Genomic DNA, 4,268 nt, shown 5'->3' on the forward strand with positions numbered 1-4,268 from the left:
TTTCGGGGGGCAGGTCAAGCTCAACATCCTCATCAGCGCGAGATTAAATATCTTGGTACCGTTCTGAGATCTCTGCATTTGTTGCAGCGTGACCGTCTTGCCAACAGTCCTTTGCATGCTTCGAAGCCATTACTACTTTTAGTTTTGTGGCAGGTTCATCTAGTCGATTGTGCAGCACGTTTGATCCAGCCATATTTAATTCCATCAAATTAGTCCGGGTGGGAGATGTTCCCCACTCGGACAGTTTCGTTAGTTCGAGCCATCAACCCTAAAACTTCAAGCCGCTTTGTCTTCGCGCGCAGCCAAAGTGACCTCGAGCGTCATTTGTTCGCCGCCTCGGAACACCCCGATTTCGGCTACCGACCCAGACGCCTCATTCGCGACACCCCGCGTCAGGTCTCGCAGTTCAGAAATGTCTTGCCCCGCAAACCGTAGGATGACGTCGCCGGTTTCAATGCCCGCCGTATCGGCCGGACTATCAGCCACGACACCTTCAACCATCACACCTTCACCCGCTTGTAGCCCAAGCACATGTGCGACTTCTTCGCTCACTGGTTTGATTTGAACGCCGAGCCAACTGCGCTCAATCTCTCCATCATCCTTTAGGTCAGCAACGATGTCAGTCACGAGATCAGCAGGGACCGAGAAGCCAATCCCCACTGAACCGCCATCCGGCGAATAGATCGCGGTGTTTACGCCCACGACTTCACCATCCATATTGAACAATGGACCGCCAGAGTTACCGCGATTTATTGCAGCATCTGTTTGGATAAAATCATCAAAGGGGCCTGAGTTTATGTTGCGAGACTTCGCGGAAATAATACCCGACGTCACCGTACCGCCAAGGCCGAAAGGGCTACCTACAGCGATCACTTCTTCACCCACACGCAGCGCGTCTGACGAGCCAAAGGAAACTGTAGGAAAGTCCGTGCCTTCAATATCTAGCAGGGCAATATCAGTGAGCGGGTCAGAGCCGATGATTGTAGCGTCATATTCTTCTCCGCTTGCCATCTTGATAGTCACCTGAGTGGCACTGTCGATAACGTGGTGATTGGTAACGATTAGACCGTCATCTGTAATGATAAACCCGGAACCAACGCCTTGTCGCGGCATGCTCTGGCCTTGCTGCGGCATCTCGCCGCCAAAACGTTTCATGAATTCTTCGAAACGTGGATCATTCTTTAGGCTTGCGCCAGCATCCACTTTTTGAACGCTGGCTGTGACTTCCACGAAGACCACAGCCGGACTTACATCTTCGACTAGGTCCACGTAGCCCTTGCCGCCATTAGCTGCGGCCATTGTAGATGTTGATGCCATTGCACCAAGGATAGTGGCAATGCCGAAGGTTGCGAATGAAAGGCGTTGTGTTTTGTTGTTTAGCATTCTTCGTCTCCATTTGTGTTTGCAACAAAGACCTAAGGATCCTTTCTCAATTTGACCTGTGCCGAAGTATAAATTTTCTTGAGGTTAGCCGCTGACCGGTATGGCTAGAGAGACATCAGTTGGTTCAAGCCCAAGCTCGGTTTCTAAACGATCAAGTGGTAATACCCCTGCACGTGATCCAACCCTTTTGTCTGCTTCTTGCAAAACAACAACATCGGTATCAATCATGCCAAGCACATCGGCAATCCACCCAGCGTCACGCCGCCAATCCTGCCCAATCGCCTTGCGCATGTTGTAACTTGCGACCCTTGCGTTTCATCCTTTGGCGATATCGTCGTAGTCGCCAAGTCTGAGATATCCGATTTCACGATAAAGCTTTATCGTCGGACGCAAACCAAAGAGTACCGATCCCACAACAAAAAGCCATGTCCCAAAGTAGGTTGTGCTTTCATTGAAGAACAATAAGCTCCCAATGACAAACAGCGCGGCCGCTGAGAAATCGACCACGGTATAGGCCATTTCGCACATGGCATAGAGCCGTTTGTGATTCTCAGATTTGGTACGGCTGTCTGGATTAAATAGCTTCATCTTCGCCTCCTTATGCTAACCCCGGCACAACTGCCGTAGCGCCCGCTACGATCATCTCAACAGCGATTGCCAGTAAGATCATGCCCATCAAGCGCGTCATGATAACGCGCATTGTGCCTGTCAGAACTTTGCCAAAGAACGAAGCAAAGAACAGAACAACAAACAGGATCGCAAGAATAGCTCCCACGACGCCGCTGACGGCGATAAGTCCGGTCATACCCTTTGCGTGTCCCGCATAGATTATCAGAGTCGCGATTGTGCCCGGTCCAACAATCATCGGAAAGGTAATCGGATAAAATGCGAGACCAGTCAGGTCCTGCAAATGATCCTGTTCTTTCTCGGTGCCATGGTGCGATGTGATGCTGTTTCCGTTCAACATCGACCACGCGATATGGGCCAGAACTATTCCGCCAGCGATCCGAAACTGATCAACGGTAATGCCAAAAAAGCCGATGATCTTTTGCCCTGCGAACAATATGACCACACACATAATCGCTGAAAACACTGTGATCTTTAGCGCCAGAGTGCGTTGTTGTGCGACAGTAAATCCTGCGGTCAGGGCCAAAAAAATTGGCAAATTCACAAACGGATTCATAATCGCAAAAAAAGCCCCAAAGGCTTTTGTAAGTTCGGCGTAGTCCATGTCTGTCCCTCTAAAATTTCCTTAACCTACGCCAAGCACCTTAAACGATAAAGTGCGCCCCGTCTGACCTCCCTGATCAGACGGGGCGCTCTCCGTGAGTGGACGTCGAAGCGACATAAGGAGCTTGCGCGGCGTCCGTGGAGCATGAACGCCGCTTAGCACATGCCAAATTACTATTTGGCTTAGGTTGTAAGAACCTGTCGCAAACTTCAAAAATTCTTGAGAATTGGAAAAATCAACGAAACTTCGAACCCTGTCGATGTGTTGTTCAAGGTCATTTTGGCATCATGCAATTCAGCTATTGCCAGCACCATCGCCAAACCCAAGCCATGACCGGGCGTGCTGCGATCAGTTTCACCTCTTACGAAGGGCTCTAAGACCGCTTCCATTCTATCCTCAGAAATGCCTGGCCCATTGTCGCTGATCGTCAACGAAACCGTAAATTCATTGGATTGAATTACCGCCCTAATATCTGCACCTGACCCGGAGTGTACGCAGGCGTTTTGGAGAAGGTTGATCATAGCTTGTTGGATCATATCCGGGTCGGCCTTGATCCGAGCCTCTGCTCCACTGAGACTTAGGGTTTGGCCATTTTCTTCTGCGAGGGGTTGAAGGAACGTGATCGCCTTGTCGGCTAACTCCCGCAAAGAGGTCACGGCAAATTTGCTGCGATCCCTTGAGGATTGGATGCGCGACAAGCGCAGGATCGTTTCAAACAGGCTGTTGAGCTTGTCCGTTTCGGCCAATGCGTCGCCGATCTTGTTGCTGGCCAGGTCATTGCTCGCGACGGCATCCGCCGCTTGGTGCATGGCTATCTGAGCGTGGGACAACGGTGTCTTCAGATCATGAGCAATTGCCGAGGCGGTGGTCCTCACGCTGGACATAAGTCTCTCAAGTTGTGCAAGATTTGTGTTCATGCGTTTTGCCACGCGGTCAAATTGGTCGTCCTGGGTACCAATTGGTAGTCGCGCATCCATTTGTCCGGCTGATACAGCCCGCAAGGCTGCCTCCATTTCATCCAGCCGCTGCTGTGATCGACGTGCAGCCCGGAGTCCGAGAAAAAGGGTGGATACAGCAAGAAGCGCGCCAAAGATGACAAGCCCTCGGATAAGCCCTCGCGTCGCATTAGAGATTATCGAACGATCACGACCAATCACGACGGTGAATGTATCAATTTGATCAACACGCAGAACATAACGTCCCGCAATCCGGCCGCTGCTCAGAACGCTAAGTTCACGTGTATCAATGCCGATGAAGTCCGGTAGGACAGAGATAGGGCCTGTGAGGTTGAGGCTGCGCTCATCAAAAAGACCGTAGGCGCGCTCAGGTGCGCGGCCTTGGCTCCCCATTTGATTTATTGCGGTTAGCAGACCCGCTTTCCCCTCATCACGGTAAATTTGGTTCAACAACTCCGTTTCAATTTGAATGAGCATTTGTAAGTCTTCGCGCAAGGTTGCCTCGACCGACTTGACGAGAGTCCAAGATGCGATGGAAAAAAGAACCAAAAAGACACAGAGCGTCCGAAGGATGGCTTTGAACGGCTCACTGCGGATCAGATTACTGAGGCGCACGGATCGCATACCCCATTCCGCGTACGGTGTGTAGCAACGGCACATCAAAAGGCTTGTCGATCTTTTGGCGCAACTTGCTGATA

General features: G+C 51.0%; 6 protein-coding genes. 1 reads left to right on the plus strand and 5 read right to left on the minus strand.

Features of this window, described 5'->3' with window-relative positions:
* Positions 1-213, plus strand: a 213-nt coding sequence (locus tag AN476_RS23300) for a hypothetical protein (RefSeq protein WP_216598418.1), incomplete at its 5' end; no start/stop codon positions are given.
* Between the two features lie 63 nt (positions 214-276).
* Here AN476_RS23300 and AN476_RS22015 read toward each other — a convergent pair.
* From AN476_RS22015 to AN476_RS22035, 5 genes are all read right to left on the minus strand, one after another.
* Positions 277-1,383, minus strand: coding sequence for a trypsin-like peptidase domain-containing protein (locus AN476_RS22015; RefSeq protein ID WP_054463901.1), 1,107 nt, complete (start codon positions 1,381-1,383; stop codon positions 277-279).
* 84 nt (positions 1,384-1,467) lie between these two features.
* Positions 1,468-1,674 carry a hypothetical protein gene (locus tag AN476_RS22020; RefSeq protein WP_054463902.1) on the minus strand — a complete coding sequence of 69 codons (207 nt, stop codon included), beginning with the start codon at positions 1,672-1,674 and terminating at the stop codon, positions 1,468-1,470.
* A gap of 24 nt (positions 1,675-1,698) precedes the next feature.
* The gene (locus tag AN476_RS22025; protein WP_054463903.1) at positions 1,699-1,971 is read right to left on the minus strand and encodes a YrhK family protein; all 273 of its coding nucleotides are present in this window, start codon (positions 1,969-1,971) and stop codon (positions 1,699-1,701) included.
* A gap of 10 nt (positions 1,972-1,981) precedes the next feature.
* A complete protein-coding gene (locus AN476_RS22030) occupies positions 1,982-2,614 on the minus strand; it encodes a MarC family protein (RefSeq protein WP_054463904.1) in 633 nt (210 codons plus the stop codon).
* Positions 2,615-2,823: 209 nt separating this feature from the next.
* On the minus strand, positions 2,824-4,194 hold the full coding sequence (locus AN476_RS22035) for an ATP-binding protein (protein WP_054463905.1): 1,371 nt from the start codon (positions 4,192-4,194) through the stop codon (positions 2,824-2,826).
* Positions 4,195-4,268: the final 74 nt, after the last annotated feature.

The sequence above is a fragment of the Phaeobacter sp. 11ANDIMAR09 genome, assembly GCF_001294455.1.
Classification (GTDB): Bacteria; Pseudomonadota; Alphaproteobacteria; order Rhodobacterales; family Rhodobacteraceae; genus Pseudophaeobacter.

Bases quoted from the DNA above. Each gene is read 5' to 3' on its own strand.
- AN476_RS22015 (WP_054463901.1), bottom strand. From the start codon at position 1,383: ATGCTAAACAACAAAACACAACGCCTTTCATTCGCAACCTTCGGCATT.
- AN476_RS22020 (WP_054463902.1), bottom strand. From the start codon at position 1,674: ATGCGCAAGGCGATTGGGCAGGATTGGCGGCGTGACGCTGGGTGGATT.
- AN476_RS22025 (WP_054463903.1), bottom strand. From the start codon at position 1,971: ATGAAGCTATTTAATCCAGACAGCCGTACCAAATCTGAGAATCACAAA.
- AN476_RS22030 (WP_054463904.1), bottom strand. From the start codon at position 2,614: ATGGACTACGCCGAACTTACAAAAGCCTTTGGGGCTTTTTTTGCGATT.
- AN476_RS22035 (WP_054463905.1), bottom strand. From the start codon at position 4,194: ATGCGATCCGTGCGCCTCAGTAATCTGATCCGCAGTGAGCCGTTCAAA.